We start from the raw sequence: 25,180 nt of genomic DNA on the forward strand, positions 1-25,180 counted from the left end.
GCGCTCGTAGCTCAGCTGGATAGAGTACCTGGCTACGAACCAGGCGGTCGGAGGTTCGAATCCTCCCGAGCGCGCCATTATATACAACAGCATGGATTACAAAGCTTTTTTGCTTTATAGTCGGTGTTTACGACAAGTTTCTGCGCGCTCGTAGCTCAGCTGGATAGAGTACCTGGCTACGAACCAGGCGGTCGGAGGTTCGAATCCTCCCGAGCGCGCCATTAATTTGTGTGGTGAGGTGGCCGAGAGGCTGAAGGCGCTCCCCTGCTAAGGGAGTATACGGTTTATCCCGTATCGAGGGTTCGAATCCCTCCTTCACCGCCATTCTTTCTTACTCAGGCGGTAAGTTTGACAGAATGAATACCCTGCGCGCTCGTAGCTCAGCTGGATAGAGTACCTGGCTACGAACCAGGCGGTCGGAGGTTCGAATCCTCCCGAGCGCGCCATTATTTTCAACAGCATGGATTACAAAGCTTTTTTGCTTTATAGTCGGTGTTTACGACAAGTTTCTGCGCGCTCGTAGCTCAGCTGGATAGAGTACCTGGCTACGAACCAGGCGGTCGGAGGTTCGAATCCTCCCGAGCGCGCCATTATTTTGAGTGGTGAGGTGGCCGAGAGGCTGAAGGCGCTCCCCTGCTAAGGGAGTATACGGTTTATCCCGTATCGAGGGTTCGAATCCCTCCTTCACCGCCATTATTTCTCCTTCGCAAAGCAAGCACTTTGTCGGATCAGAAAGCCTGCGCGTCCGTAGCTCAGCTGGATAGAGTACCTGGCTACGAACCAGGCGGTCGGAGGTTCGAATCCTCCCGAGCGCGCCATTATTTTGTGTGGTGAGGTGGCCGAGAGGCTGAAGGCGCTCCCCTGCTAAGGGAGTATACGGTTTATCCCGTATCGAGGGTTCGAATCCCTCCTTCACCGCCATTATTTCTCCTTCGCAAAGCAAGCACTTTGTCGGATCAGAAAGCCTGCGCGTCCGTAGCTCAGCTGGATAGAGTACCTGGCTACGAACCAGGCGGTCGGAGGTTCGAATCCTCCCGGACGCGCCATTTTTCCAAAGTATCAATGGATTGTTACTTATAACCGGAACAGGAATACCTGTTGTCGGTGTTTAAAGATTTCTGCGCGCTCGTAGCTCAGCTGGATAGAGTACCTGGCTACGAACCAGGCGGTCGGAGGTTCGAATCCTCCCGAGCGCGCCATTATCTTTGTTAATAGTCAGATTTACTTGATTGTTAATTAGCAGTGCCACTACTGCGCAGCAATGCAAAACAGTGATCAGCGCGCTCGTAGCTCAGCTGGATAGAGTACCTGGCTACGAACCAGGCGGTCGGAGGTTCGAATCCTCCCGAGCGCGCCATTATCTTTGTTAATAGTCAGATTTACTTGATTGTTAATTAGCAGTGCCACTACTGCGCAGCAATGCAAAACAGTGATCAGCGCGCTCGTAGCTCAGCTGGATAGAGTACCTGGCTACGAACCAGGCGGTCGGAGGTTCGAATCCTCCCGAGCGCGCCATTATCTTTGTTAATAGTCAGATTTACTTGATTGTTAATTAGCAGTGCCACTACTGCGCAGCAATGCAAAACAGTGATCAGCGCGCTCGTAGCTCAGCTGGATAGAGTACCTGGCTACGAACCAGGCGGTCGGAGGTTCGAATCCTCCCGAGCGCGCCATTATCTTTGTTAATAGTCAGATTTACTTGATTGTTAATTAGCAGTGCCACTACTGCGCAGCAATGCAAAACAGTGATCAGCGCGCTCGTAGCTCAGCTGGATAGAGTACCTGGCTACGAACCAGGCGGTCGGAGGTTCGAATCCTCCCGAGCGCGCCATTATCTTTGTTAATAGTCAGATTTACTTGATTGTTAATTAGCAGTGCCACTACTGCGCAGCAATGCAAAACAGTGATCAGCGCGCTCGTAGCTCAGCTGGATAGAGTACCTGGCTACGAACCAGGCGGTCGGAGGTTCGAATCCTCCCGAGCGCGCCATTATCTTTATTAATAGTCAGATTTACTTGATTGTTAATTAGCAGTGCCACTACTGCGCAGCAATGCAAAACAGTGATCAGCGCGCTCGTAGCTCAGCTGGATAGAGTACCTGGCTACGAACCAGGCGGTCGGAGGTTCGAATCCTCCCGAGCGCGCCATTATTTTTATTAATAGTCAGATTTACTTGATTGTTAATTAGCAGTGCCACTACTGCGCAGCAATGCAAAACAGTGATCAGCGCGCTCGTAGCTCAGCTGGATAGAGTACCTGGCTACGAACCAGGCGGTCGGAGGTTCGAATCCTCCCGAGCGCGCCATTATTTTGATGAATAATCAGATTAATTTGATTGTTGATCAGCAGTGCCACTACTGCGCAGCAATGCAAAACGGTGATCAGCGCGCTCGTAGCTCAGCTGGATAGAGTACCTGGCTACGAACCAGGCGGTCGGAGGTTCGAATCCTCCCGAGCGCGCCATTATTTAAAAGCTCAGCTTCGGCTGGGCTTTTTTCGTTTCTGATACCTGCTATTTTCTCTTCTCTTTTATTTTTTATCTTCAGCCTTTCAGCTAAGACCAAACACGATAAATGTGTGTTCTCTCCCAGTTTGTAAACTTTTTTGCTTAAAGCACCATAGTTGTATTTCAAGTTGCTGTTGTTCATTCGCTTAATTCAGATGTGGGGGCGGAAAAGTGCTGTTATTTCATGGTGCTTTGTAGCGAATGTAGCTTGAGTCACTATGCGATTGTGCGGTATTCGCGAGCCGGTACTGTGCACAAGAGACAATTTTGCTGTGAGTCTCTGGTTTGCAACATCGTTGTGAGTGACGATGGCTTCGGGTGTTATTTATGGTTCGTCATTAGGGTTACGCTAACGTAAAGGTTAATTATGTGGCTTGATACTGCATTTCTGTAGTGACTTGATTACTCAAGAGTTAATTTGCGAGACGGCGGTATTGAAGATTTATCTGGTAGTGAATTGTGCCGTGAAAAGTCCGATGTTTTGTGAACTCAACAGCAATTTTTATCAAGTGTGGTGAATTAATACATTTTGGTTGTTCTTTTGTTAATCAATTTGACTTGTTTTTATCTGCCGTGGTACTTGTTAATCGCCAGTCACATAATGAAAGGAAGCAATAATGACTGATTTAGGTAGCGTGCTAATGGATGCCGCTACCATCATGGTTACCGGCATGGTGGTGGTGTTTGTTTTTCTTAGCATCCTTATTTTTCTTGTTCAGCTCTTAGCCAAAATAGCCCCGCCAGATCCGGAGTCGGCAGCCGTAACGACAACGGTGGCAACGCCAGCCAAGGTCGATACGTCACTGCAAGGGGGTAAACCTGAGGTTATTGCTGCCATATCTGCGGCAGTGACTCAATACCGTCAGCGCAGAGCTTGAATTAGTTAGGACAGGTTTAATAGACAAGGAGTGTGTGAGCATGTCTAAACCATTAGCGATCACTGACGTCGTTCTACGCGACGCTCATCAATCTTTATTTGCCACCCGTCTTCGCCTTGAAGATATGTTACCGATTGCCGAGCAACTCGATAATCTCGGTTATTGGTCTTTGGAAACTTGGGGTGGGGCAACCTTCGATGCCTGTATTCGTTATCTTGGTGAAGATCCGTGGCAACGTCTACGCGCATTAAAGCAAGCAATGCCAAAAACACCGATGCAGATGCTGCTTCGAGGTCAGAATTTATTAGGTTATCGCCATTATGGTGACGATGTGGTGGAAGCTTTTGTCGAGCGTGCGCACCGTAATGGCATGGATGTATTCCGTATTTTTGATGCGATGAACGATGTTCGTAACTTTGAAAAAGCGGTCAAAGCCACGGTCGATGTGGGCGCACATGCCCAAGGGACCATTTCTTATACCACAAGCCCTGTACATACCCTTGATACTTGGGTTGATCTTGCCAAGCAATTGGAAGATTTAGGGTGCCATTCGATCTGTATTAAAGATATGTCTGGGCTACTTAAGCCTTATGAAGCCGAACTGTTGGTGTCGCGGATCAAAGCTTCGTGTGATGTGCCATTGGCGTTGCATTGCCATGCGACGACTGGGCTTTCAACAGCAACGGCCGTGAAAGCGGTAGAAGCGGGGCTCGATATTTTAGATACCGCAGTGTCGTCGATGAGCCAAACCTATGGCCATACTCCGACTGAAACCGTGATTGCGATGCTTGAGGGTACCGAGCGTGATACCCAGTTAAAACTCGACCAGTTAGAGCCTATTGCTGCCTATTTCCGTGATGTTCGAAAAAAGTACGCCAAATTTGAGGGCAGTCTCAAAGGGGTTGATGCTCGTATTTTGTTAGCGCAAGTACCCGGCGGCATGCTGACCAATATGGAGAGCCAGCTTAAAGAGCAAGGGGCAGCTGATCGTTTTGATGAGGTATTGGCAGAGATCCCACGCGTGCGTGAAGATCTCGGTTATATCCCACTGGTAACGCCAACATCGCAAATTGTGGGGACTCAGGCGGTACTTAATGTCTTAACTGGCGAGCGCTATAAAAGTATCAGTAAAGAAACCGCTGGCGTCCTTAAAGGTGAATACGGAAAAACGCCTGCGGCGGTGAATGCCGAGCTGCAAGCTAAGGTGTTGGCTGGTGCTGAGCCTATTACTTGTCGCCCTGCTGATTTGATCGACGATGAGCTGGCATCTTTAACCGAGGAGTTGATCGTTAAAGCCGAGGCAGAGAATATTTCGTTAGCGAGTGAGCAAGTTGATGATGTATTAACTTACGCGTTATTCCCCCAAGTTGGGCTTAACTTCCTTAAAAACCGCGATAACCCTGCCGCTTTTGAACCTGCGCCAACCGCCGATGAGCTAGTGTCATCGCCAGCGGTCGTCCCAGCCAAGAGTGCACAAGCTACGAATGGCACTGGTGGCGTGGAAAGTTATAGCGTGAAAGTGAATGGTCAGGTGTATGAGGTTGAGGTAGGACCGAGTGGTGAACTGACTTCAGCGGTACCAGCATCTTCTGCGCAAACAGCAACGGAAGCGCCGTCAGCTGCGAGTGTGGGGGAAGCCATTGCCGCACCGCTCGCGGGCAATATCTTTAAGATCAATGTTCAGCCGGGTCATCAAGTGTCGGAAGGTGATGTGTTAGTGATTTTGGAAGCCATGAAAATGGAGACCGAAGTGCGCGCAGTACGAGGTGGCGTGATCCAAGCGCTGCATGTCAAAGAGGGCGATTCGGTAGCGGTAGGCTCACCGATCTTGAGCTTAGCGTAAGAGGTATACCATGGATGGTTTATTGAAACTTTGGTCGGAGACCGGCATCGCCAACTTTGAATTTGGGCAAATTGTGATGATGTTGGTGGGCTTCGGCTTACTGTTTTTGGCAATTCGTAAAGGGTTTGAACCTTTGCTGCTGTTGCCGATTGGCTTTGGAGCAATTCTTGCCAATATTCCCAACGCAGGTTTTACCGAAGAAGGTGGCTTGCTGTACTACATCTACCATGTCGGGATCGAAACAGGGATCTTCCCGTTATTGATCTTCATGGGGGTCGGTGCGATGACTGACTTCGGGGCGCTGATCGCTAACCCCAAAACCCTGTTATTAGGGGCTGCAGCACAGTTTGGGATCTTCTTTACTTTGTTTGGTGCGATTTTGCTGAACCTAGTACCGGGGATTGAGTTCACCATGGCAGATGCTTCGTCGATTGCCATTATTGGCGGTGCGGATGGTCCGACGGCCATCTTCTTAGCGAGTCGCTTATCACCGGATTTGCTTGGGGCGATTGCGGTTGCCGCCTACAGTTATATGGCGCTGGTCCCTATTATTCAGCCGCCTATCATGAAGGCGTTAACCTCACCGCAAGAGCGTAAGATCCAGATGAAGCAACTGCGTCATGTTAGCCAAGCGGAGAAGATTTTGTTCCCATTGGCAGTGTTGATGATGACGGTATTCTTCTTACCCTCGGCAACACCGCTGGTCGGCATGTTCTGCCTTGGTAATTTGATGCGTGAATCTGGAGTGGTCGAGCGCTTGTCGAATACGGTTCAAAATGAACTGATCAATATTGTCACCATCATGCTAGGGCTTGGTGTTGGCTCGAAACTCGAAGCTGATCAGTTCCTGCAGCTTGAAACTTTAGGGATCTTGTTACTCGGTGCGGTAGCGTTCAGTGTTGGTACTGGCGGCGGTGTATTAATGGCGAAGCTACTTAACCGCTTTAGCAAAGAAGACATTAATCCGCTTATCGGGGCTGCTGGCGTATCGGCAGTGCCAATGGCTGCACGAGTGGTGAACAAGGTCGGGCTTGAAGCCAATCCGCAAAATTTCTTATTGATGCATGCGATGGGACCAAACGTGGCAGGGGTATTAGGTTCGGCAGTTGCGGCGGGTATTTTATTGGCGTTGGTGAGCCCTTAATTAGCCTCTAACGCGGGGATTGCAGCAATAAATTAAACCAATTAAAACGGGTAGCGATAAGCTGCCCGTTTTTTTTATGCCATGAGTTAGGTATAACTGAACCTCATAACAAAACGCATCAGTAAGCCTGATAAGGAAACCACCATGGCGACAGACACTTCAGCGTTCAACTCTGCACATTTAGAACCGCCTACACATACTCAGCAACTCGCTATCACGGCTTTTGGCGAGGCGAAAACATTGGCACTGCAAACTCAACCTATTCCTAAGATGACGTCACAGCAAGTGCTGGTGGCGGTCAATTTTGCTGGGGTGAATCCCATTGATGCTAAAACGCGAGCAGGTCTTGGTTGGGCGGCGCAGCAGAACAAAGATAATTTACCTTGGGTGCCGGGGTATGACATTGCAGGGCAAGTGGTAGCCATTGGTGAGCAAGTGACTGAGTTCGCAATTGGCGATCGCGTCAGTGGTTTTATCGGCTTTCCTCTGCAAGGAGGTGGTTACAGTCAGTATGTGGTTGCGGAGCAGCAAGCGCTGAGTCATGTACCTGACAATGTCACTCTAGAAACGGCAGCGGCTTTACCGCTAGCGGGGCAAACTGCGTGGCAAGCGTTAGAGAAAGTGAAAGTAAAAGCGGGTGAGCGGGTCTTGATCTTGGCGGGAGCTGGTGGAGTCGGTCATTTGGCAATTCAGCTAGCTACTGCGAAGCAAGCGCAAGTGATTGCGACGGCTTCTCAAGCGAACTTGGCATTTTTAACCGAGCTTGGTGCCCATGCGGTCGATTACCATCAAGGCGCTTTGGTTGATCTGATTGAGCCGGTGGATGTGCTGATTGATTTGATGGGCAGTGAGGTTGGCATTGCAGCGCTAGAGTGCGTCAAAGCCGGTGGGCGTGTAGTGACGATCCCAACGATCACGGCTGATCTTGTTTGCCAGCGAGCGGAAGCATTAGGCTTATCAGCTTGCGGGATCTTGGTGTCGCCGAGCGTCGTTCAAAATAACGCTATGCTTGAGAGGGTAGCCCTAGGTCAGCTTCAGGTTGAAATTGCCCAAAGCTTCCCTTTGAGCCAAGGTGTTCAAGCGCATCAGCAAATTGAGTCAGGGCGAACTCGCGGTAAAGTTCTGTTGGCGGTTTCGGCGCCATGATCGATACGTTAGTCAGTGGCGAGTCAGCGCTATGGGTTTTATTTTCTACGGGATTTCTTAGTGCGACCTTGCTACCTGGGGGCTCGGAAGCCAATTTGATCGCGACTTTAAAATTGGGCGATAACCCGATTGGATTAGTGATTTTGGTGGCAACTTTGGGGAACACCTTAGGCGGTATGACCAATTATTGGTTAGGTCGGCTACTTCCAGATAAAACTTCTGATGAAAAACAGGGTCATAGAGCATTATTATGGCTGAAAAAATACGGCTACTGGTCTTTGTTTTTCAGTTGGTTGCCGATTATCGGTGATCCACTTTGCTTAGCTGCAGGTTGGTTGCGTATGCACCACTGGCTAAGCTTTCTCATCATCATGATAGGTAAAGCCTTGCGCTATACCTTACTAGCCCTTGTTGTGGTTGGTTTTTTATAAGGATGTCTTTTGTGCAAAAGTGGCTTTTTAATGCTTTATTTCTCTCGATAGCAGCAACGCCTGCTGCAACCGCGTATGCCAAGTCTTCCGAAACCCAAGCTTTACCCGCTGGGATTTCTTTTATCGAGCAGGTCAAGGCGGATAACCCGAGTGAACCTGTGATCCCGTATCGCAAGTACACCTTAGATAACGGCCTGACTTTGGTTTTGCACCAAGATAAATCGGATCCCTTAGTGCACGTTGATATGACCTACCATGTCGGCTCAGCCCGTGAAGACGAAGGGAAATCAGGTTTTGCTCATTTCTTTGAGCACATGATGTTCCAAGGCTCAGAGCATGTTGGCGATCAAGAACACTTCCGCCTAATTACCGAAGCGGGCGGTACGCTCAATGGCACCACAAACCGTGACCGTACCAATTACTTTGAAACTGTCCCGGCCAATCAACTGGAAAAAATGCTGTGGTTAGAAGCCGATCGCATGGGCTTTTTGCTGGGTGCTGTTTCGCAGCGTAAGTTTGAAATCCAGCGTGATACGGTGAAAAACGAGCGAGCGCAGAACTTTGAAAATCGCCCTTATGGTTTGGTTTATGAGCGTTTAGGTGAAGCTCTGTATCCACGTGAGCATCCTTATTCATGGCAGACCATTGGTTATATTGAAGATCTTAACCGTGTCGATGTGAATGACTTAAAAGCCTTTTTCTTGCGTTGGTACGGACCAAATAACGCCACGTTAACCATAGGTGGTGATTTTGATATCGACCAAACCTTGGCGTGGGTGAACAAATACTTTGGTTCTATTCCTCGTGGTCCAGAAGTGAAGAAAGCGGCTAAGTGGCCGGTGAAAGTCGATAGCGATCGCTTTATCACTTTGGAAGATAAGATCCAGCAACCGATGCTGATGATGGCATGGCCGACGTCGTACAACGGTGCTGAAGATGAAGCATCGCTTGACATGTTGGCGAAAATTATCGGTGGCGGTAAGAATAGCCTCTTGTATCAAGACTTGGTGAAGCCGGGCAAAGTCGTGGATGCAGGCGCGTTCCATGACTGTGCTGAACTGGCATGTACCATGTACGTTTACGCCATGGGGCAAAGTGGCGAGAAAGGGAACTTAAAGACCATTCGTGACCAAGTCACCCAAGTGCTAAACGGGCTTGAGAAGCGCGGTGTGAATGAGAAAGAGCTCGAAGAGCGCAAAGGCATGGTTGAAGCTAATGCCATCTTTGGTCTGCAAAGTGTCAGCGGTAAAGTATCGCAGCTGGCAGCGTATGAGACCTTCTTTGGCGATCCTAATTACCTTCAACAAGAGCTCAATAACCTGCGAGCGGTCACCACGCACAGCATGGAGCAGGCTTACATGCGCTACCTCAATGGTCATCCTAGCGTGACTTTGAGTGTGGTACCGAAAGGAAAAACGCAGCTTCAAGCGGCGAAACCAAACTTTACCCCTGCTGAGCGTAAGCTACCAGAGCATCAAAAGATTGCCGATGAACAATTGGATATTCGCCGTCCGGTGGATAATTTTGACCGCAGCGTAATGCCACAACCAGCCAAACCTGTTGAAGCCAAATTGCCAGATGTGTACGAGTTTTCATTGGCTAACGGTATTAAGGTGTTAGGGACTAAGTACCTTGAAACGCCTACGGTTGAGCTACAGTTGATCTTACCGGCTGGTCGTCGTTTTGAACCTCAAGGCAAAGAAGGATTGGCGGCATTAACGGCGGCGATGATGGGTGAAGCGACTGAGAAATCGAGCGCGGAAAGCCTATCTTCAAAACTGGATGTTTTGGGCAGTACCGTTCACTTTAACAGTGGCTTGTATACCACGACGGTATCAGTAACGGCTTTGGCGAAAAATCTGCCGCAGACCTTGGCGATTATGCAGGAGAAACTCTTTAGCCCTGCATTTAGTGAGACAGACTTTACGCGTTTGAAAGCCCAAGCGATTGAAGGTGCAGTGTATGAGCATCAGCGCCCGAACTGGCTCGCGGCGCAAACTACTCGTGAAGTGTTGTTTGGTGATACGCCAATGAGTCAACCGAGTGAAGGTACCAAAGCCTCGCTTGAGAGCCTGACCCTTGCCGATGTTAAAGCTTTTTATCAGCAGTTCTATACCCCTAACGGCGCAGATGTCGTGGTGGTGGGTGATATCAAGCAAGCGATGCTGACTAAAGAGCTCGATTTCTTGGCTAAGTGGCAAGGTAAGCCTGAGCCTAAACTGAGTAAGTTCACCCTGCCAAAAGAGGGTAAACAAACCATCTGGCTGGTGGATCAACCGGGTGCTCCGCAAACCGTGATCCGTTTGGCGCGTCAAGGACTGCCGTTTGATGCCACGGGCGAGTTGTACCAAACTCAACTGGCGAACTTTAACTTAGCGGGTAACTTCAATAGCCGCATCAACCAGAACCTGCGTGAAGATAAAGGTTACACCTATGGCGCGGGCGGTTACCAAAGTGGTGGACGTGAAGTGGGCTTGTCGGTGTTCTATGCGCAAGTGCGAGCCAATGCGAGCGTGCCAGCACTGAAAGAGTTCATTGCGGAAATGAAAAAGATGAGCCAGCAAGGTGTGAGCGATCAAGAGATTGATTTCATGCGCTTGGCCGTGGGTCAAAAAGAAGCCTTGAGCTATGAAACGCCAGCGAAAAAAGCCCAGTTATTAGGACAAATGCTGACTTATGCGTTGCCGAAAAATTACATCAGCGAACGTAATGAAATCGCCGCAACCATAGATAAAGCGACCTTGAACGCGATGGCGAAGAAATGGTTTAACCCAGATGATTACCAAATCATTATTGTGGGTGATGCTAAAACCTTGCAGCCACAATTAGCGGAATTAGACATTCCTGTTAAGTCTTTTACCCCGACTAAGTAACGACAAGGCCACTGGTATCTGCCAGTGGTCTTTTTCATTATTGACGTGATAAGGGCGGTTTTTCGCTCTTGTCTTACTGCAATTATTTCACGGTCGTAATAGTGTTTCACCGTTGGAATACCGTATTAATCGTGGTAATTGGCAATAATAATGATTACTCTAGCCTGTTATAAATCAGATCAAAAATGAGAACAGCCCTGATGGATTTTTCACAACGTTTGCAGCAACTTGCTGCAAATCCAGACGCATTGACTCACATTGGCCGCGGATTGGAGCGTGAAGCGCTACGTATAACCCCTGAAGGGCGGTTATCGAGTGCGTACCATCCGGCAGGGTTGGGTTCAGCCCTGACTAACCAATGGGTAACGACCGATTACGCTGAGTCTCTGCTGGAATTTATTACTCCGGTATCGCGTAATATTGATGACTTACTGGATCAACTGGGTGATATCCATCAGTTCACGTACCGTCAGCTGGATAACGAGCAGTTGTGGCCGATGTCGATGCCGTGTTTTGTCGGTAACGAAGATGACATCATGCTGGCGCAATATGGCTCGTCAAACTCGGGACAGATGAAAACCTTATACCGCCAAGGGCTCAAAAACCGCTACGGCAGTATGATGCAGGTGATCTCTGGGGTGCACTTTAACTTCTCTTTCCCTGAGGCTTTTTGGCAACAGTTGTTTGGTGATCAAACCCCAGAAGCACGCCAAGCGTCAGTCTCGGATGCCTACTTTGGTCTGATCCGAAACTACTACCGCTTTGGTTGGTTGATCCCATACTTGTTTGGCGCATCACCAGCGTTATGCGGCTCTTTCATCAAAGACAATACCGCAACACAGCAGAACTTTAAGAAAAGTGGCTGTGGTACTTACTACTTACCGAATGCGACCGCATTACGCCTGAGTGATTTAGGCTACACCAACAATGCGCAAAGTGTGTTGAAAATTGGTTTCAATAGCATTGAGCAGTACTTGGAAGGATTGCAAAAAGCGATTCGTACTCCGTCTGCAGAATTTGCTGAAATTGGTGTCAAAGTAGATGGCGCGTATCGTCAGCTTAATAGCAATGTGCTGCAAATCGAGAATGAGTTGTATGCGCCAATCCGTCCTAAACGTGTTGCGAAAAACGGTGAAAAACCATCAGAAGCGCTTGAGCGTGGCGGGGTGGAATACATTGAAGTACGTTCGCTAGACGTAAACCCATTTAGCCCTATTGGTGTGACCGAGCAACAAATCCGTTTCCTTGATTTGTTCCTGACTTGGGCAACGTTATCACCGTCGGCTGAAATGGACGATGCAGAGCTAGAGTGCTGGCGTGATAACTGGAACCGAGTGGTGGTTGATGGTCGTAATCCTGATCTGATGCTGAAAATTGGTTGTAATGGTGAACGCCTATCGGTTCAGGCTTGGGGACAACGTGTCTTTGCTGAATTGGTGGAAGTGGCAAAAGCCATGGATGCCGCAGCAGGTAACGAAAGCTACCAGCAAACTTGCCAAGAGTTACTGACTTGGATCGAAAACCCAGAACTGACGCTATCTGCGCAGCTGCTGAAGCAGATTGAGCAGCAAGAAGGCATTGGTAAGGTTGGGGCAGAGTTGGCAGCCCAGCATGCTCATACCTTGGCACAACGTCAGTACCGTTTCTATCAGCAAGCCGAGTTTGAGCAAGAAGCCAAAGCGTCGGTTGAGCGTCAGCAAGCGATTGAAAACAGTGATACGCTATCGCTGGATGCGTTCTTAGATGATTACTTCGCTGATTTAAAAGGCGAATAATGAAAAGCGCTTGCCTCAATGGCAGGCGTTTTTATTAATGAAGAATTTTAGATAAAAAAAGAGGCGGCAACCATGCCGCCCTAAAACAATTTCGCAGGGATGACGACAGTTTTACTGCCAGTCATTTATTCTGACTTTGCCAAGTGGATTTAGTTCCCAATGAGGAAGAATATGTTTTCGGTGGTACGTACCATAACCATGATTGGCGCAGTGGCTTTATTGGCTGGCTGTGCGACCCCACCACCTAAAGATCAATCCAACCTTTGTAATATCTTTCGAGAAAATCCAGGTTGGTACGATGACGCGCTAGATATGCAAGATGATTGGGGAACGCCCATCCATGTTGCGATGGCGTTTATTAAACAAGAAAGTAGTTTTCGTCATGATGCTCGCCCACCTAAAGATTACCTTTTAGGTTTTATTCCTTGGGGACGGGTAAGCAGTGCCTATGGCTACGCGCAGGCGCAAGACCCAGCGTGGAGTGATTACCAAAAAGCGACCCGTAATGGCGGCTCACGCACCAATTTTGCAGATTCACTTCAATTTGTGGGCTGGTATACCAGTGAAACCCAACGTCAGCTGGGCATTTCTAAGTGGGATGCGTACAACCAGTATTTGGCGTATCACGAAGGGCGTGGTGGCTATAAGCGTGGCAGTTATAAGGGGAAACCAACCCTCATTAAAGTGTCGCGTAAAGTTGAGCAGCAGGCTAAAAATTACGGTTGGCAGCTGAAAAAGTGTAAAAAGGAATTAGACGATAATCGCAGCTGGTGGTCGTTTTAGCGATTAGGATATAGATTGGATTAGAGAGGCAAAGGAGAAGGAAGTAATGCCGTTATTAGATAGTTTCACCGTTGATCACACTCGCATGCATGCCCCAGCGGTACGCATTGCTAAAAAGATGCAAACCCCAAAAGGGGATACCATCACTGTGTTCGATTTGCGCTTTTGCCGCCCGAATGCAGAAATTCTCACTGAGCGTGGTATTCATACTTTAGAGCACTTGTTCGCAGGCTTTATGCGTGATCACCTTAACTCAGACCAAGTAGAAATTATTGATATCTCGCCAATGGGGTGTCGCACTGGTTTCTACATGAGCTTGATTGGTACGCCGGCTGAAAGCCAAGTGGCGCAGAGCTGGCAAGCAGCGATGACGGATGTGCTCAACGTTGAGTCGCAAGACAAGATCCCTGAGCTTAACGAGTATCAGTGCGGTACCTACAGTATGCACTCACTCGATGAAGCCAAGCAGATTGCACAAGCGATCCTTGACCAAGGTATTGCGGTTAACAAGAACGATGACTTGGCGCTACCAGAAGGGTTACTCAACGAACTCAGTGTTAAGTAAGCTATTTACCAGCTAATAAAAAAGCTGACCTTATGGTCAGCTTTTTTGTATCTCGCATGTCTCTCTTAATAAGAGCGTTCCGCGTTACTTAGCCCGTTTTCTGTAAGTGATTGGATAGCACTTTGACTTGCTTGATCATATTCTCAGACACTTCCACGATTTCCATTTGGTAACCGCCGATCTGAATACTCACCTGTGCATCAGGAATATCTTCCAAATGCTCCAGTATTAAGCCGTTCAAGGTACGTGGGCCATCGGTAGGTAAATCCCATTTCAGGCTTTTGTTCAAATCTCGAATGTTGGCACTGCCTTCGATGATCAAACTGCCATCAGCTTGAGGGGTCACTTCTTCAGCCAAGGTTGGCGCGATAGAAGTGGTAAACTCACCCACGATCTCTTCCAGAATGTCTTCTAAGGTGATCAAGCCTTGGATATCACCGTATTCATCGACAATCAGACCAATACGCTCTTTATTGCGTTGGAATTTTAAAAGCTGAATGTTGAGTGGGGTGCCTTCCGGAATGAAGTAGACTTCATCGGCAGCACGTAGCAGCACTTCTTTACTGAATTCGTTCTTGTCCATCATCAGGCGGTAAGCTTCGCGTACACGTAGCATGCCTACCACTTCATCGATAGTGTCGCGATACAGCACGATACGACCATGCGCTGAGTGGCTCAGTTGGCGCACAATGGATTTCCAATCATCGTTGATATTGATGGCGGCGATTTCGTTGCGCGGTACCATCAAGTCTTCAACGGTGACTTTCTCCAAATCCAGAATGGACAACAGCATGTCTTGGTGGCGACGTGGGATCAAACCGCCAGCTTCATCAACAACAGTGCGTAGCTCTTCTGAGCTCAGTTTAGAGTCGTTACCACTGTCCACCTTCAGACCAAGAATGCGCAAGAAAGTATTGGTAATCCCGTTAACAAACCATACCAATGGGTATAGCAGTTTCATCAGGATATTGAGAACAATACTACTAGCGTAAGAGACACGTTCAGGGTAGAGCGCAGCAAGGGTTTTTGGGGTTACTTCGGCAAACACCAGCACCACTAAAGTTAGCGCACCAGTTGCCATTGCTACCCCGAGGTCGCCATATAAGCGCATACCGATAATGGTGGCAATGGCGGAGGCTAAGATGTTCACCAAGTTGTTGCCGATCAGGATCAGTCCAATCAGGCGGTCTGGGCGCGAGAGTAGCTTCTCTACGCGCTTGGCACCACGGTGCCCTTGGTTGGCTAGGTGTCGTAACTTGTAGCGGTTGAGCGACATCATGCCGGTTTCAGAACCGGAGAAATATCCGGAAATGACGAGTAGTAATATCAGAAGGGAGAATAAGACTCCCGTGGATATATCGTCCAAAAACGTGTCCTTTAACTTACGATATGCGAATTAATAATCAGCGTAATAATGCTATTTCTACGCGATTGAGGCTCAGAGTCAATGATCAAAGTGCTGTTTTATTAACCGCCGATAATGATCTCCTTGACGAAGCGACTGCCAAAGTATGCCAAGGTCAGGAGAAATGCTCCCACGAGGCTAAACCAAACAACGCGGCGTCCACGCCAACCTTTGTGGTAATGTCCCCAGATGAGAGTACTGTAAACACACCATGCCATCAGGGATAGTAAGGCTTTGTGCATCTTGCCTTGAATCATCAACTCTTCCATGAAGATGAAGCCTGTGACTAAGGTCACGGTCAGGAGGGCATTCCCGACAAGGATGATCTTGAAAAGCTGACGTTCCACCATCATTAATGGAGGGATGTTCGGGTTGATAAGCAGGGTCTTCTTTGCTTTGAGCTTATGATCCAGCCAAGCCAGTTGTATCGCGTATAAGGTGGCGATCATCAGGGTGGAATATGAGAACAAAGCCAGAGAAATATGCAGTAAAACTTGCGGGTGGCCTTCTAAATGGGTAATAAAAGAGCCCGGTAATAGCGTGGCCGCTGTTAAGTTAATAGCGGCAAAGCTATAAACAACAGGCAATAAGAACCATACTCTTAGTTTAAGAGTCGCGAAGGTGGTGAGGGTTGCGATCATAAAGCTGATCAGTGAAGCAACATTGAGAATACTCAAGTTTTGCCCCACGCCGCCGAGGATAAGATCCTTAAGCAGTAAGATATGTAGAGTTATTGCCACTAAGGCTGAGGCAAAAATCGGCTTGGTTTTGATGCCATCACTGTTGGTTAAGCCTGGAATAACGAGGCCTAGTGCCATTAAATAAAAGCAAGCTGCCACAATGGCAATGAACATATCCATAGTAAACGTGTAACTATCTAAGATGGTTAGAGCTTGCCAGTATACCTTGCTCAACTAAGAGTCGCCATTGCTACATGAAAGCAGGCGCATGATTGCGGTATACTAGCGGTAATTTTTTAGAATTATATCCATTCAATTGCATTGTTGGCTGTTTAAATTGTCAATATTGGGCTGGATATAGACATTTTGTTGCGAAACGAGCGAGTAGCACATGTTCGAGAATTTATCGGAGCGTTTATCGAAAACGCTTAAAAATATTAGCGGCCGTGGCCGTCTGACCGACGACAATATCAAAGATACGCTGCGCGAAGTGCGTATGGCGTTACTTGAAGCGGACGTTGCGCTTCCGGTTGTTCGTGATTTTGTTAAGCGCGTAAAAGAACGTGCGGTTGGTACTGAAGTATCAAAAAGCCTAACACCAGGCCAAGAGTTCATTAAGATCGTTCAAGCTGAGCTTGAAGCGGTAATGGGTGACTCTAACGAAGAGCTTGATCTTGCTGCGCAGCCGCCAGCGGTGATTTTGATGGCGGGTCTACAAGGTGCGGGTAAAACTACCAGTGCCGGTAAACTGGGTAAGCTATTAAAAGAGCGTAATAAGAAGAAGGTGCTGGTGGTTTCAGCTGACGTATACCGTCCAGCGGCGATCAAACAGCTACAAACTCTAGCTTCTGACATCGGCATTGATTTCTTCCCTTCAACGGCAGATCAAAAGCCTGTTGATATCGTTAACGATGCTGTTAACCATGCGAAGCAAAAATTCTACGATGTGCTGATTGTCGATACCGCGGGTCGCCTGCACGTTGATGAAGAAATGATGGACGAGATCAAAGACGTCCATGCAGCAGCGAACCCTGTTGAGACTCTGTTTGTGGTTGATGCCATGACAGGTCAAGATGCGGCGAACACAGCGAAAGCCTTTAACGATGCGCTGCCACTAACCGGTGTGATCCTAACTAAGGTTGATGGTGATGCACGTGGTGGTGCGGCTCTGTCGGTACGTCACATCACAGGCAAGCCAGTGAAGTTCTTGGGTGTTGGTGAGAAAACCGATGCGCTAGAACCTTTCCACCCTGATCGTGTTGCTTCACGTATTCTAGGTATGGGTGACGTACTGTCACTGATCGAAGACCTAGAGCGTAATGTTGATAAAGACCAAGCTGAAAAGCTGGCGAAGAAGTTTAAAGAGAAGAAAGGCTTTGATCTTGAAGACTTCCTAAATCAACTTAAACAAATGAAGAACATGGGCGGCATGATGGGCATGCTAGACAAACTGCCAGGTATGTCTCAGCTGCCAGACAACATGAAAGATCAGGTTAACGATAAAATGTTTAACCAGATGGAAGCGATCATCAGCTCAATGACTAAACTTGAGCGTGAGCGCCCAGAGCTCATCAAAGGCTCGCGTAAGAAACGTATCGCAGCGGGTTCTGGTACTCAGGTACAAGACGTTAACCGTCTGCTTAAACAATTTACCCAGATGCAGAAAATGATGAAAAAGATGCAGAAGGGTGGCATGAAGAACATGATGCGCCAGATGAAAGGCATGATGCCGGGCGGCGGCATGTTCCCAGGCCGATAATCCATCGATAAAGAAGGGATTTTTCTTTAACTGGTGAAAAATTAGCTAAAGCAGTTGCATTCGTCAGTTTTCGGAGTAAAATTCCCGAGCTTAATTTGGCACGGCCCTCGTTGTTTCAACGAGGGCAATTTTTATTCACAGTAATGCAAAGAGGACGATATGGTTACCATTCGTTTGGCACGTCACGGCGCTAAAAAGCGTCCTTTCTATCACATCGTAGTTGCTGATTCACGTTGTTCACGTGACGGTCGTAACATCGAGCGTATCGGTTTCTTCAACCCTGTAGCTAAGGGCCAAGAAGAGCGTCTACGTCTTGATCTAGACCGCGTAAACCACTGGGTTGGTCAAGGTGCAACTGTATCTGACCGCGCAGCTAAACTAATCAAAGACGCAGCGAAAGCAGCAGCTTAATTAGTCATTTATAGGGTAGAAGAGAAACGATGAGTTCTAAAAACCAAGACCACGTAATTGTCGGTAAACTCGGTGCCACCTATGGTATCAAGGGTTGGCTCAAAGTTTTTTCCTACACCGAACAATCTGAAAGCATTTTCTCTTACACCCCTTGGCTGATTAAAGTGAAGGGCGAGTGGAAAGAGTTCCACGTTGATTCGTGGAAACGCCATGGTCAAGGACTAGTAGCTAAGCTTGAAGGTTTGGACGTTCGCGAGGACGCTCAAGTATTCACTAATGCTGAAGTTGCCGTATCTGCAGACCAGCTACCTGCGCTGTCGGATGAAGAATTCTACTGGCGCGAGTTGTTTGGTATGTCTGTGATGACTACCGAAGGTTACGACCTAGGTAAAGTGACTGACATCCTGGAAACAGGTTCAAACGACGTTTTAGTAGTTAAAGCAAATTTAAAAGATGCTTTCGGGCAGAAGGAACGCTTAATCCCGTTCCTCGATGAGCAGGTCATCAAGTCGATTGATCGCACTGCTCAGCGGATCGAAGTTGACTGGGATCCTGGATTTTAATCCCCGGTAATAGGTGAGCAAATGAAAGTCGGCATTATCAGCCTCTTTCCTGAAATGTTCAGTGCCATTACCAATTTTGGGGTAACAGGTCAGGCGGTAAAAAAAGGCCTTGTGTCAGTGGAAACTTGGAATCCTCGTGATTTCACCCACGACAAACATCGTACGGTTGACGATCGACCATACGGTGGCGGACCAGGTATGTTGATGATGGTGCAGCCTTTGCGCGATGCCATTCACACTGCCAAACAGTCTGTAGAAGGTCAGACTAAAGTCATTTACCTATCACCTCAGGGCCGTAAGCTTGATCAAGCAGGTGTTGAGGAGTTGGCTAAGAATGAGAACTTGATTCTTATTTGTGGCCGCTACGAAGGGGTAGATGAGCGCATTATCCAACAAGAGGTAGACGAAGAATGGTCTATTGGGGATTTTGTGCTGACTGGGGGCGAGCTACCAGCCATGACCTTAGTTGATGCAGTCGTGCGGTTTGTACCGGGCGTACTGGGTGACTTTGCGTCGGCAGAAGAAGATTCTTTTGCCAATGGGTTGTTAGATTGTCCACATTATACGCGTCCTGAAGTACTAGACGATCAGGAAGTGCCAAAGGTACTTCTGTCTGGTAATCACAAGGACATTAGTCGCTGGCGAATGAAACAATCGCTAGGCCGTACTTGGCTGAGAAGACCAGAGCTCCTGGAAAACCTAGCTCTGACTGACGATCAGGAATTCTTGCTCGCGGAATTTATTCGCGAATATAAAGCAAGCAATTAATTAATTTAGTATCAGTTTATTCTAGGGTATACACCAATGAGTAACATCATCAAGCAGCTCGAAGACGAGCAACTAAAACAAGACCTACCAACTTTTGCACCTGGTGACACTGTTGTTGTTCAGGTTAAAGTAAAAGAAGGTGAGCGTGAGCGTCTACAGGCGTTCGAAGGCGTAGTTATCGCTAAGCGTAACCGTGGTCTACACTCTGCATTCACTGTTCGTAAAATCTCGAACGGCGAAGGCGTTGAGCGTGCGTTCCAAACTCACTCTCCACTAGTTGACAGCATTACTGTTAAACGTCGTGGTCAAGTACGTCGTGCCAAACTGTACTACCTACGTGAGCGTTCAGGTAAAGCGGCTCGTATCAAAGAGAAACTAGCTCGCAAATAATTGAACGTGTAAGACGTTTATTGAAAAGCCCGCCATTTGGCGGGCTTTTTTTGTTGGGTGCTTCGAAGCAAGATAAAGCCATGCTATTGGGCGACGTATGGAAATTACACCGTCGCGCTTAGAATAGAAATTGCAGACCTAAAGTGAAGGTATTCGCGCTAAAGCCACGAGGCATGTCGAGATATTGCATTTCACCACTCACCATTAAGTTATGGTTAAACGGGGCTTTGATACCGACGGCGACGTAAGGGCGCACACCACCAAACTCATCATTTCCACGCTCACCATTACCCCAATGACTGTACTGTAAGCTGGTGTAGTTGGCGCCAACTTTACCGTAAGCCAGTAACATGTTGCTGATAGGCAGTTCACCACGCAGTGCCATTACCGCGCCTCGGTAGTCAACATATTCTTTGTGGGTGTCGGTATCGGTCAGCGAGGCTTTACCGCTGGCATTCGAGAAAATACCGGCTTCGAGTGACATCGAATAAGTAAAAGCGAACGAATAGCCGACTTGGGTGATCCAGCCACTATCGTGGTTATCACCAACGGTCAGGTTGGAATAACCGCCTTGAAAGTAAACTTGGTTGTAGGCTGAAGCGGTCGCAGGTAACAGCGAGCATGCTAGCAGCGCGAGCGTACCGCCAGCGTGAGAGAGTTTCATCATGGTATCCTGTCGAAAATTTCGAGCAATATACCGTCCGATGTGTCGTTTATCAAATGACTTATAGGATTATCATTAATTTACCTGATGATAGTGGTACGTGAGTCAAACTCACTGGGTATACTAAGTCTATCTAGTTCTTAAATGAAAAAAAGCCAGCTTAGAAAGCTGGCTTTGATCGTTATGGGAACGGGAGAACTAAGTTTGGTTATACGGTTTCTAGCTTACCGTCTTCTTCGTCCGCAAGGTCGGTTTCACCTTTACCTTTGGACTTCTTAATAACAATGGTAGTGATCGCCAAGCTGCTGATGATACCTACGATTGTTGACACCGTCATTGGCAGGCCAAAGCCAAGTTGGGCGTTGCTAAGAATGAAGGTGATACATACTGTAGTCATGAAGATAGCTGGCACCGTGGTTACCCAGTGTAGCTTGTTATGACGGAGTAGGTAAGCAGATGCAGTCCATAGCATCATTACCGCTGTTGATTGGTTAGCAAAGCCGAAGTAACGCCAGATGATGCCGAAATCGACTTGAGTTAGCACACCACCTAATACGAACAGTGGCAGTGCCATTAGTAGGCGATTGCGTAGCGTTTTTTGCTCCATGTTGAAGTATTCAGCTAGGATCAAACGGCTTGAGCGGAAAGCGGTATCGCCTGATGTGATAGGTAGGATAACCACACCCAAGAAAGCAACTACACCACCTACAACACCCAGTAGACCGATAGATGAGTTGTAAACCACGCTACCTGGGCCACCATTTTTCACCGCTTCTGCAAGTGATTCTACTGAGCCGAAGAAAGACAGCGCGAGTGCACACCAGATCAGGGCGATGATGCCTTCACCAATCATCGCACCGTAAAATACGAAGCGACCATTTTTTTCATTCTCAACACAACGCGCCATCAAAGGTGATTGAGTGGCGTGGAAGCCAGAGATAGCACCACAAGCGATAGTGATGAATAGCGCAGGCCACAGTGGGAGATCGTTCGGGTTCATGTTAGTGAACATCTGGCTCATTTCGTAATCGCCCAGTAGCGTGTGTTCGCTAGACAGTGCGATAGCGGTGATCAGACCGACAGACATGAAGATCAGTAGGGCACCAAACAGTGGGTAAAAGCGGCCAATGATTTTATCGACTGGCACAATGGTCGCGATGATGTAGTAAGCAAAAATGACGACTACCATAGTGGTCATCGACATCCCGATGTTAGTTTGCTCGTTAACAAGGTTAGTGATCATGCCTGCTGGTGCTGATACAAACACCACACCCACCAATAGCAACAGTACGATAGCAAAAATATTCATAAAGTGTTTTGCACCGTTGCCTAGGTAGCGACCGGTCAGGGTTGGCACGGATGCACCGCCGTTACGTACCGACAGCATACCCGAGAAGTAATCGTGTACTGCGCCTGCGAAGATACAGCCAAGTACAATCCACAGCATTGCTGCCGGACCATACAATGCCCCCATGATAGGACCAAAAATAGGACCAACACCTGCGATATTTAGCAGTTGTACTAGGTACACTTTTTTAGTCGACATTGGCACATAGTCAACACCGTCCGTTTTGGTATATGCCGGAGTTTGGCGCTTTTCATTTACACCAAATACTTTTTCAATGAATGCGCCGTAGAGGAAGTATCCTCCAATCAGGGCGCCAACGCAGAGTAAGAACCAAGTCATTTTGTTTTCTCGCTGTGTTATTGGGGGCTTGTTGATACGGTGCCATGTTACGCTGCAGGTGCTGGGATGCACGGGCTAAAACCTTGAGTGGTTATATATCGTGGTGAGTGGTCGATATACTGGCTGAATGGTTAGCGAGGTTTTGACGCTTCCTCGGTGAGAGAAAGGGGCATAAAAGCCGTATTTATCGTGAAGAATTATCCAACCGATTGAAAGCTAAATGCTTATTGCTGAAAGGGCGAGAAAGTTTGTTTTATCTGCAGTAAAAAGCGGGATACACAGACAGAAAAAGCGCCTTGTGGCTGTATTGTGAGGTGCCCCACAAACAGCCATTACGGTGAAATAATAGTGGCTCAATTATCGTGTTTCTGAGCCTCATATTGCCATGCTCGTAGTGAATAAGATCACCCAAGGCCGTATCTGTCTTTGAGCTCTTTTAAGTAGCGACGGCTGACTGGTACTTGAGCGCCATGTAAGGTCGTGATTTCAGCTAATCCATTTTCCAGTAGTTTGATTTCGCGAATTGCCTGCGGGTGGATCAGGTACTGGCGATGACAGCGGATCAACGGCGTTTTTTCTTCTAACACCTTGAGAGTGAGCTGAGTGGTGGCTTGGCTATCTTGGGTTAGTACGTGTACCCCGGATAAATCCGAATACGCGGTTTCAATCTCATCGGGGCGGAGCAAGATAATGCGGTTGTGCCCACAACAAGGGATCAATTCCAACATCTCGTGGGTGACCGGTGAGTAGTCGCTCGGGGCACATTCACGCTTGAGGCGAGCAATGGTTTTATTCAGCCTTGCGGTTTCAACGGGTTTGAGCAAGTAATCGAAGGCATTGTCTTCAAACGCTTTGAGTGCGTACTCATCGTAAGCGGTGACAAACACCACTTTGGGCATGGTTTCTGGGTCTAGCATGCTCAGCATCTCAATTCCAGTGATTTGCGGCATCTGGATATCAAGGAAAATCACATCAGGCTTGAGCGTGTTGATTTTCTTGAGCCCTTCAATGGCGTTGTGGCAGCTGTCGATCACGTCCACTTCGCCGGTCTCGTTAAGAAGATCAATCAGCTCCTCACGGGCATACAGTTCGTCGTCAATAACCAGTGCTTTAAGCATGCGCAGGATTCTCCGTTGGTGACACTGAGGATACAGGTAGGGTAATGGTAGCTTGGGTACGGTGTTCTGGTTCACAGTGCATATGAAGCCCGAACTGTTTTCCGAACATATTTTTCAATCGCTTATCGACGATTTTCATTCCTAGCCCACTTTCTTCACCGACAGGTTGGTAGCTGCCAGCGTTGTCTTCGACCACCAAGCGAACAGCATCGTGATCGACTTGCCCTTTGATATGAATGATACCATTCTCAAGCAGATTTGAAGTGCCGTGCTTGATGGCATTTTCAACCAAAGGTTGCAGCGTAAAAGTCGGCAATTTTAAGCTAAGTAGTTGCTCGGGTACCTCGACGGTGACACTCAAGCGATCGGAAAAACGAGCCAGTTCAATTTCGAGATAGGCATTAACGTGTTGTAGCTCTTCTTCCAGCGACACGGTTTCAATGTTTTGCTTGAGGTTGCGACGGAAAAACTGCGACAGATGCTGGATCAACTGACGGGCTTTGTCTGGGTCACGACGGATCACCGCGTTAATCGTATTAAGGGCATTGAACAGAAAGTGCGGGTTCACTTGGGCTTGCAGCAGGCGCAGTTCCGCTTGGGTAAGCAGGGTTTGTTGCTGAACAAAGCGCCCCGTTAAGATCTGGTTGGAGAGCAGTTTAGCGATCCCTTCACCTAAGGTGACATTGACGGTTGAGAACAGCTTTCGCTTCGGTTCGTATAACTTGATGGTTCCCAGCACTTCGTTATTACCGCCAACGAGTGGGATCACCAAAGCTGACCCCAGTTTGCACTTTTCATGGAGCGAGCAGCAATAAGGAATATCGTAACCATCGGCGTAGACCAGCTCGCAGTTATCAATCGCACGACGCGTATAACCCGATGAGATCGGGGTATCTGGCAAGTGGTGGTCGTCGCCAATACCAATGAAAGCCAAAATCTTATTGCGGTCGGTGATTGCGACAGCGCCAACCCCAGTTTCTTCATACACGATTTGGGCAATTTGCTTGGAGTTTTCCTTGTTAAAGCCTTGGCTCAAGATCCCTACCGAGCGCTGGGCGATTTTTAGTGCTCGACTAGAAAAGGCGGCAGAGTATTTTTCGTAAATGGTTTTACGATCTTGGATGATACTCATGAACATTGCTGCACCGAGTGAGTTCGCGATCACCATTGGTAGGGCAATCGCGCTGACCAAGTGCAAAGCTTGGTCGAATGGTTTTGCCACCAGTAAGATGATCAGCATCTGGACGATTTCGGCAAATAGGGTGATCGTAAAAACAATGGCAGGTTTGAACAGCTGCTCGATCTGACGGGTTCGCACTAAATACAGGTGCAGCAAGCCACCCATTAAGCCTTCCATGGTGGTGGAAATGGCGCACGCGACATCGGTAAAGCCTCCCATTGAGTAACGGTGAAGCCCACCTGTTAATCCCACGGCAAAGCCAACCACAGGACCGCCCAATAAGCCGCCCATCACAGCACCAATGGCGCGCGTGTTAGCGATAGCATCTTCTATATTTAAACCAAAGTAAGTACCTAAAATACAGAATAGCGAGAACAGTACATAGCAAGAGAGGCGCTGCGACCAACGGCCAGACACGGTCGTGATTGGCATGAATAGTGGGGTTTTGCTAAGCAGATAAGCTATCACCAGATAGACACTGAGCTGTTGCAGTAATGAGAAAATCAGTTCCATGGTGGTGTCCAAAATCGGTATCGAAAAGTGATGAAATGACATGGTACTGAGTAATGCTGGTTAGGCTCAATCTTTCTTTGTGTGTAAATTAATATTTA

Annotated in this window: 20 protein-coding genes and 18 tRNA genes; 32 read left to right on the forward strand and 6 right to left on the reverse strand. The window is 48.0% G+C overall.

All coding sequences use genetic code 11. The features are described from left to right. From A3K86_RS07830 to luxS, 27 genes are all read left to right on the forward strand, one after another. Positions 1 to 77, forward strand: a tRNA-Arg gene (locus A3K86_RS07830). 67 nt (positions 78 to 144) lie between these two features. Then, positions 145 to 221: transfer RNA gene (locus A3K86_RS07835), tRNA-Arg, on the forward strand. 11 nt (positions 222 to 232) lie between these two features. Further along, positions 233 to 324 (forward strand) — tRNA-Ser (locus tag A3K86_RS07840). Between the two features lie 45 nt (positions 325 to 369). Next, positions 370 to 446, forward strand: a tRNA-Arg gene (locus tag A3K86_RS07845). Between the two features lie 67 nt (positions 447 to 513). Beyond that, a tRNA-Arg gene (locus A3K86_RS07850) sits at positions 514 to 590 on the forward strand. Positions 591 to 601: 11 nt separating this feature from the next. Then, a tRNA-Ser gene (locus tag A3K86_RS07855) sits at positions 602 to 693 on the forward strand. A 48-nt stretch (positions 694 to 741) separates the two neighbouring features. Beyond that, positions 742 to 818 (forward strand) — tRNA-Arg (locus A3K86_RS22630). Positions 819 to 829: 11 nt separating this feature from the next. Further along, positions 830 to 921, forward strand: a tRNA-Ser gene (locus A3K86_RS07860). A gap of 48 nt (positions 922 to 969) precedes the next feature. Further along, a tRNA-Arg gene (locus A3K86_RS07865) sits at positions 970 to 1,046 on the forward strand. Between the two features lie 76 nt (positions 1,047 to 1,122). Continuing rightward, positions 1,123 to 1,199 (forward strand) — tRNA-Arg (locus tag A3K86_RS07870). Positions 1,200 to 1,280: 81 nt separating this feature from the next. Then, a tRNA-Arg gene (locus A3K86_RS07875) sits at positions 1,281 to 1,357 on the forward strand. Between the two features lie 81 nt (positions 1,358 to 1,438). After that, positions 1,439 to 1,515, forward strand: a tRNA-Arg gene (locus tag A3K86_RS07880). An 81-nt stretch (positions 1,516 to 1,596) separates the two neighbouring features. Continuing rightward, positions 1,597 to 1,673 (forward strand) — tRNA-Arg (locus tag A3K86_RS07885). An 81-nt stretch (positions 1,674 to 1,754) separates the two neighbouring features. Continuing rightward, positions 1,755 to 1,831: transfer RNA gene (locus A3K86_RS07890), tRNA-Arg, on the forward strand. An 81-nt stretch (positions 1,832 to 1,912) separates the two neighbouring features. Then, positions 1,913 to 1,989: transfer RNA gene (locus A3K86_RS07895), tRNA-Arg, on the forward strand. A gap of 81 nt (positions 1,990 to 2,070) precedes the next feature. Next, positions 2,071 to 2,147 (forward strand) — tRNA-Arg (locus tag A3K86_RS07900). 81 nt (positions 2,148 to 2,228) lie between these two features. After that, a tRNA-Arg gene (locus A3K86_RS07905) sits at positions 2,229 to 2,305 on the forward strand. Between the two features lie 81 nt (positions 2,306 to 2,386). Continuing rightward, a tRNA-Arg gene (locus tag A3K86_RS07910) sits at positions 2,387 to 2,463 on the forward strand. 660 nt (positions 2,464 to 3,123) lie between these two features. Then, the gene (locus A3K86_RS07915) at positions 3,124 to 3,384 is read left to right on the forward strand and encodes an oxaloacetate decarboxylase subunit gamma (RefSeq protein WP_068330307.1); all 261 of its coding nucleotides are present in this window, start codon (positions 3,124 to 3,126) and stop codon (positions 3,382 to 3,384) included. A 40-nt stretch (positions 3,385 to 3,424) separates the two neighbouring features. After that, positions 3,425 to 5,227, forward strand: a complete 1,803-nt coding sequence (gene oadA / locus A3K86_RS07920) for a sodium-extruding oxaloacetate decarboxylase subunit alpha (RefSeq protein ID WP_068330309.1) — start codon at positions 3,425 to 3,427, stop codon at positions 5,225 to 5,227. A 10-nt stretch (positions 5,228 to 5,237) separates the two neighbouring features. Then, complete coding sequence (locus A3K86_RS07925) at positions 5,238 to 6,371, forward strand: sodium ion-translocating decarboxylase subunit beta (RefSeq protein WP_068330311.1); 1,134 nt, start codon at positions 5,238 to 5,240, stop codon at positions 6,369 to 6,371. A gap of 144 nt (positions 6,372 to 6,515) precedes the next feature. Beyond that, complete coding sequence (locus tag A3K86_RS07930) at positions 6,516 to 7,517, forward strand: NADP-dependent oxidoreductase (RefSeq protein ID WP_068330313.1); 1,002 nt, start codon at positions 6,516 to 6,518, stop codon at positions 7,515 to 7,517. Then, positions 7,514 to 7,948, forward strand: coding sequence for a YqaA family protein (locus A3K86_RS07935; RefSeq protein WP_068330315.1), 435 nt, complete (start codon positions 7,514 to 7,516; stop codon positions 7,946 to 7,948). The genes A3K86_RS07930 and A3K86_RS07935 overlap by 4 nt, the downstream gene beginning before the upstream one ends. Positions 7,949 to 7,950: 2 nt before the next feature. Beyond that, complete coding sequence (locus A3K86_RS07940) at positions 7,951 to 10,821, forward strand: M16 family metallopeptidase (RefSeq protein ID WP_107270432.1); 2,871 nt, start codon at positions 7,951 to 7,953, stop codon at positions 10,819 to 10,821. Positions 10,822 to 11,021: 200 nt separating this feature from the next. After that, positions 11,022 to 12,596 (forward strand): glutamate--cysteine ligase, encoded by a 1,575-nt coding sequence (gene gshA / locus A3K86_RS07945; RefSeq protein WP_068330319.1) that lies wholly within the window; start codon positions 11,022 to 11,024, stop codon positions 12,594 to 12,596. Positions 12,597 to 12,767: 171 nt separating this feature from the next. Continuing rightward, positions 12,768 to 13,379, forward strand: coding sequence for a transglycosylase SLT domain-containing protein (locus A3K86_RS07950; protein ID WP_232321938.1), 612 nt, complete (start codon positions 12,768 to 12,770; stop codon positions 13,377 to 13,379). A 46-nt stretch (positions 13,380 to 13,425) separates the two neighbouring features. Further along, entirely contained in the window at positions 13,426 to 13,944 is a 519-nt protein-coding gene (luxS, locus tag A3K86_RS07955; protein WP_068330322.1) for an S-ribosylhomocysteine lyase, read from the forward strand. An 88-nt stretch (positions 13,945 to 14,032) separates the two neighbouring features. Here luxS and A3K86_RS07960 read toward each other — a convergent pair whose 3' ends face one another. Both A3K86_RS07960 and A3K86_RS07965 read right to left on the reverse strand, forming a co-directional pair. Beyond that, the gene (locus A3K86_RS07960; RefSeq protein ID WP_068330324.1) at positions 14,033 to 15,310 is read right to left on the reverse strand and encodes an HlyC/CorC family transporter; all 1,278 of its coding nucleotides are present in this window, start codon (positions 15,308 to 15,310) and stop codon (positions 14,033 to 14,035) included. A gap of 101 nt (positions 15,311 to 15,411) precedes the next feature. Further along, the gene (locus A3K86_RS07965; RefSeq protein ID WP_068330362.1) at positions 15,412 to 16,209 is read right to left on the reverse strand and encodes a cytochrome C assembly family protein; all 798 of its coding nucleotides are present in this window, start codon (positions 16,207 to 16,209) and stop codon (positions 15,412 to 15,414) included. Between the two features lie 211 nt (positions 16,210 to 16,420). Between A3K86_RS07965 and ffh the strand changes: the two genes are divergently transcribed. The 5 genes from ffh to rplS all read left to right on the forward strand — a co-directional run bounded on the left by ffh (position 16,421) and on the right by rplS (position 19,920). Further along, a complete protein-coding gene (gene ffh / locus A3K86_RS07970; RefSeq protein WP_068330326.1) occupies positions 16,421 to 17,788 on the forward strand; it encodes a signal recognition particle protein in 1,368 nt (455 codons plus the stop codon). 159 nt (positions 17,789 to 17,947) lie between these two features. Then, positions 17,948 to 18,199 (forward strand): 30S ribosomal protein S16, encoded by a 252-nt coding sequence (gene rpsP, locus A3K86_RS07975; RefSeq protein ID WP_068330328.1) that lies wholly within the window; start codon positions 17,948 to 17,950, stop codon positions 18,197 to 18,199. A gap of 29 nt (positions 18,200 to 18,228) precedes the next feature. Further along, positions 18,229 to 18,762, forward strand: a complete 534-nt coding sequence (gene rimM, locus A3K86_RS07980) for a ribosome maturation factor RimM (protein ID WP_068330330.1) — start codon at positions 18,229 to 18,231, stop codon at positions 18,760 to 18,762. Between the two features lie 21 nt (positions 18,763 to 18,783). Next, a complete protein-coding gene (trmD, locus tag A3K86_RS07985; RefSeq protein WP_068330332.1) occupies positions 18,784 to 19,530 on the forward strand; it encodes a tRNA (guanosine(37)-N1)-methyltransferase TrmD in 747 nt (248 codons plus the stop codon). Positions 19,531 to 19,566: 36 nt separating this feature from the next. Further along, positions 19,567 to 19,920 (forward strand): 50S ribosomal protein L19, encoded by a 354-nt coding sequence (gene rplS / locus A3K86_RS07990; RefSeq protein ID WP_068330335.1) that lies wholly within the window; start codon positions 19,567 to 19,569, stop codon positions 19,918 to 19,920. A 118-nt stretch (positions 19,921 to 20,038) separates the two neighbouring features. On the opposite strand, the gene A3K86_RS07995 is transcribed toward rplS, so the two are convergent. From A3K86_RS07995 to A3K86_RS08010, 4 genes are all read right to left on the reverse strand, one after another. Beyond that, complete coding sequence (locus A3K86_RS07995) at positions 20,039 to 20,584, reverse strand: outer membrane beta-barrel protein (protein WP_068330337.1); 546 nt, start codon at positions 20,582 to 20,584, stop codon at positions 20,039 to 20,041. Positions 20,585 to 20,792: 208 nt separating this feature from the next. Further along, entirely contained in the window at positions 20,793 to 22,271 is a 1,479-nt protein-coding gene (locus A3K86_RS08000; protein WP_068330340.1) for a carbon starvation CstA family protein, read from the reverse strand. A gap of 404 nt (positions 22,272 to 22,675) precedes the next feature. After that, entirely contained in the window at positions 22,676 to 23,389 is a 714-nt protein-coding gene (gene btsR / locus A3K86_RS08005; protein WP_068330342.1) for a two-component system response regulator BtsR, read from the reverse strand. Then, positions 23,382 to 25,082 (reverse strand): sensor histidine kinase, encoded by a 1,701-nt coding sequence (locus A3K86_RS08010; protein WP_068330344.1) that lies wholly within the window; start codon positions 25,080 to 25,082, stop codon positions 23,382 to 23,384. Before A3K86_RS08010 ends, btsR begins: the two co-directional genes overlap by 8 nt. Between the last annotated feature and the right edge of the window lie 98 nt (positions 25,083 to 25,180).

Origin of the sequence: Photobacterium jeanii (genome assembly GCF_001650345.1) — a bacterium.
GTDB lineage: Bacteria > Pseudomonadota > Gammaproteobacteria > Enterobacterales > Vibrionaceae > Photobacterium > Photobacterium jeanii.

Coding starts and splice junctions, on each gene's coding strand:
- A3K86_RS07935 (WP_068330315.1), top strand. CDS start 7,514: ATGATCGATACGTTAGTCAGTGGCGAGTCAGCGCTATGGGTTTTATTT.
- A3K86_RS07925 (WP_068330311.1), top strand. CDS start 5,238: ATGGATGGTTTATTGAAACTTTGGTCGGAGACCGGCATCGCCAACTTT.
- A3K86_RS08000 (WP_068330340.1), bottom strand. CDS start 22,271: ATGACTTGGTTCTTACTCTGCGTTGGCGCCCTGATTGGAGGATACTTC.
- A3K86_RS07965 (WP_068330362.1), bottom strand. CDS start 16,209: ATGGATATGTTCATTGCCATTGTGGCAGCTTGCTTTTATTTAATGGCA.
- A3K86_RS07995 (WP_068330337.1), bottom strand. CDS start 20,584: ATGAAACTCTCTCACGCTGGCGGTACGCTCGCGCTGCTAGCATGCTCG.
- ffh (WP_068330326.1), top strand. CDS start 16,421: ATGTTCGAGAATTTATCGGAGCGTTTATCGAAAACGCTTAAAAATATT.
- rimM (WP_068330330.1), top strand. CDS start 18,229: ATGAGTTCTAAAAACCAAGACCACGTAATTGTCGGTAAACTCGGTGCC.
- trmD (WP_068330332.1), top strand. CDS start 18,784: ATGAAAGTCGGCATTATCAGCCTCTTTCCTGAAATGTTCAGTGCCATT.
- rplS (WP_068330335.1), top strand. CDS start 19,567: ATGAGTAACATCATCAAGCAGCTCGAAGACGAGCAACTAAAACAAGAC.
- oadA (WP_068330309.1), top strand. CDS start 3,425: ATGTCTAAACCATTAGCGATCACTGACGTCGTTCTACGCGACGCTCAT.
- A3K86_RS07950 (WP_232321938.1), top strand. CDS start 12,768: ATGTTTTCGGTGGTACGTACCATAACCATGATTGGCGCAGTGGCTTTA.
- gshA (WP_068330319.1), top strand. CDS start 11,022: ATGGATTTTTCACAACGTTTGCAGCAACTTGCTGCAAATCCAGACGCA.
- A3K86_RS07930 (WP_068330313.1), top strand. CDS start 6,516: ATGGCGACAGACACTTCAGCGTTCAACTCTGCACATTTAGAACCGCCT.
- rpsP (WP_068330328.1), top strand. CDS start 17,948: ATGGTTACCATTCGTTTGGCACGTCACGGCGCTAAAAAGCGTCCTTTC.
- A3K86_RS08010 (WP_068330344.1), bottom strand. CDS start 25,082: ATGGAACTGATTTTCTCATTACTGCAACAGCTCAGTGTCTATCTGGTG.
- A3K86_RS07940 (WP_107270432.1), top strand. CDS start 7,951: ATGTCTTTTGTGCAAAAGTGGCTTTTTAATGCTTTATTTCTCTCGATA.
- luxS (WP_068330322.1), top strand. CDS start 13,426: ATGCCGTTATTAGATAGTTTCACCGTTGATCACACTCGCATGCATGCC.
- btsR (WP_068330342.1), bottom strand. CDS start 23,389: ATGCTTAAAGCACTGGTTATTGACGACGAACTGTATGCCCGTGAGGAG.
- A3K86_RS07915 (WP_068330307.1), top strand. CDS start 3,124: ATGACTGATTTAGGTAGCGTGCTAATGGATGCCGCTACCATCATGGTT.